The 1,302-nt window shown below is 65.8% G+C and carries 2 protein-coding genes; both read right to left on the bottom strand.

The window, feature by feature from the left end; genetic code table 11:
- Positions 1–1,031 (bottom strand): toprim domain-containing protein (locus EOA86_RS34960; protein WP_128345654.1); only part of this gene is annotated, 1,031 nt, incomplete at its 3' end.
- Positions 1,031–1,302, bottom strand: a 272-nt coding sequence (locus EOA86_RS34955; protein WP_164892340.1) for a hypothetical protein, incomplete at its 5' end; no start/stop codon positions are given. The genes EOA86_RS34960 and EOA86_RS34955, both read right to left, overlap by 1 nt.

The following is a 1,302-nucleotide window of genomic DNA, read 5'->3' as shown; positions in this document are numbered from 1 at the left end:
CGCTTCAGATAGCGGATGCGATCCCTGCGCCTAAGCTGGTCCGCTATCGACGCGCTGACGGTCGCAAGTCCGAAATGGCAGAGGTCTTCATTGAAGTCTTCCGTTGCCGGCGACAGCACAATCGCCTCGATCCCCGCCTCCGTTGCCCGCTCGATCAATGTGTCGCGGGCACCGTCACCGGCCGGATCGTTGTCGCGAATGACATAGAGCCGGTTGAGGGTCGGCGGGAAGAGGATGGCGGCGAGATGAGCCGCCGAGAGCGCTGCCGCCATCGCCATGTCGGGCATGGCGCATCTGAGCGAGAGCGTCGTCTCGATGCCTTCGCCGGCCGCCATGACGCTTCCGGGCACACCGAACCGGACCGCGTGTCCGAGGAGGTCACCCATGGCGCGGCGTGGCGTGTCGATGGGTGCCTTGCCGGTGCCGTCAGGCGCGAGCCAGGTGCGATGTGCGCCGGTCAACCGCCCGTCGAGATCGGTGACCGCTGCTATCATCGCCGGCCAAGTCTCGGTCGGTCCATCATCGTCGGGCCGGTAGTAGCAGCGCGGATGAAACCGTAGCGATCCGGTTCCGTGCAAAGTCGTAATGCCGCGTCCACGCAGATACGTTTCCACGATGGTGCCGAGGATCGGTTGCGACATGGCGAAGAGCCGTCGGGAGGCCTCCGGCGATCCGGTTGGAACCGGAACCGATTTGGCGAGTGACAGTCGTGGGTCGGGTTCCGGCAACGGCATGGCGAGGAAGGCGCGGGCCTCGTCGGCGACGTCCTTGAACTCGACAAGGCCGAGGGACTCGCGGATGACATCGAGCAGGTCGCCGTGCTGCCCCGTCGCGGCGTCGGTCCACTTGCCGGGTGGCCCCTTTGGAGAATTCCTGAGCCGCACGAACATCGAGCGGCCAGGAGCGTTGCGGACATCGCCGACCGTCCAATAGTTGCCGGAGCGGCGTCCGTTGGACAGGTAGTGGCGGCATACCGCCTCGGCATGTTCGCCGAGACGAAGGGCGAGGTCGGAAGCATCGTGACGAGGCATCATGCAGCCTCCCGCTCGCTGACGCGTTCGATCGGGAAGCGGTCGAGCAAGCGCTCGAGCACCGTGAGGCCGCTGGTATCGGCCGGCACGAACATCCTGAGCTTCCACGAAATGATTTCGTGGAAGAGGCCGTAGGCGGTGAGGCGCTGGCGCATCGTGTCGGTGAACCCCGACAGTTCGATGCGCCACGCGCCCATGACGCGGCTGCGGCGAAGCTGCAGACCCTCCGTCAGGTCGAGGATTGTCCGCCCGTCGATCAGCGCCGTGAACG

The sequence above is a fragment of the Mesorhizobium sp. M5C.F.Ca.IN.020.32.2.1 genome (assembly GCF_004023105.1).
Classification (GTDB): domain Bacteria; phylum Pseudomonadota; class Alphaproteobacteria; order Rhizobiales; family Rhizobiaceae; genus Mesorhizobium; species Mesorhizobium wenxiniae.
This window is presented reverse-complemented; position numbering and strand designations above follow the sequence as displayed.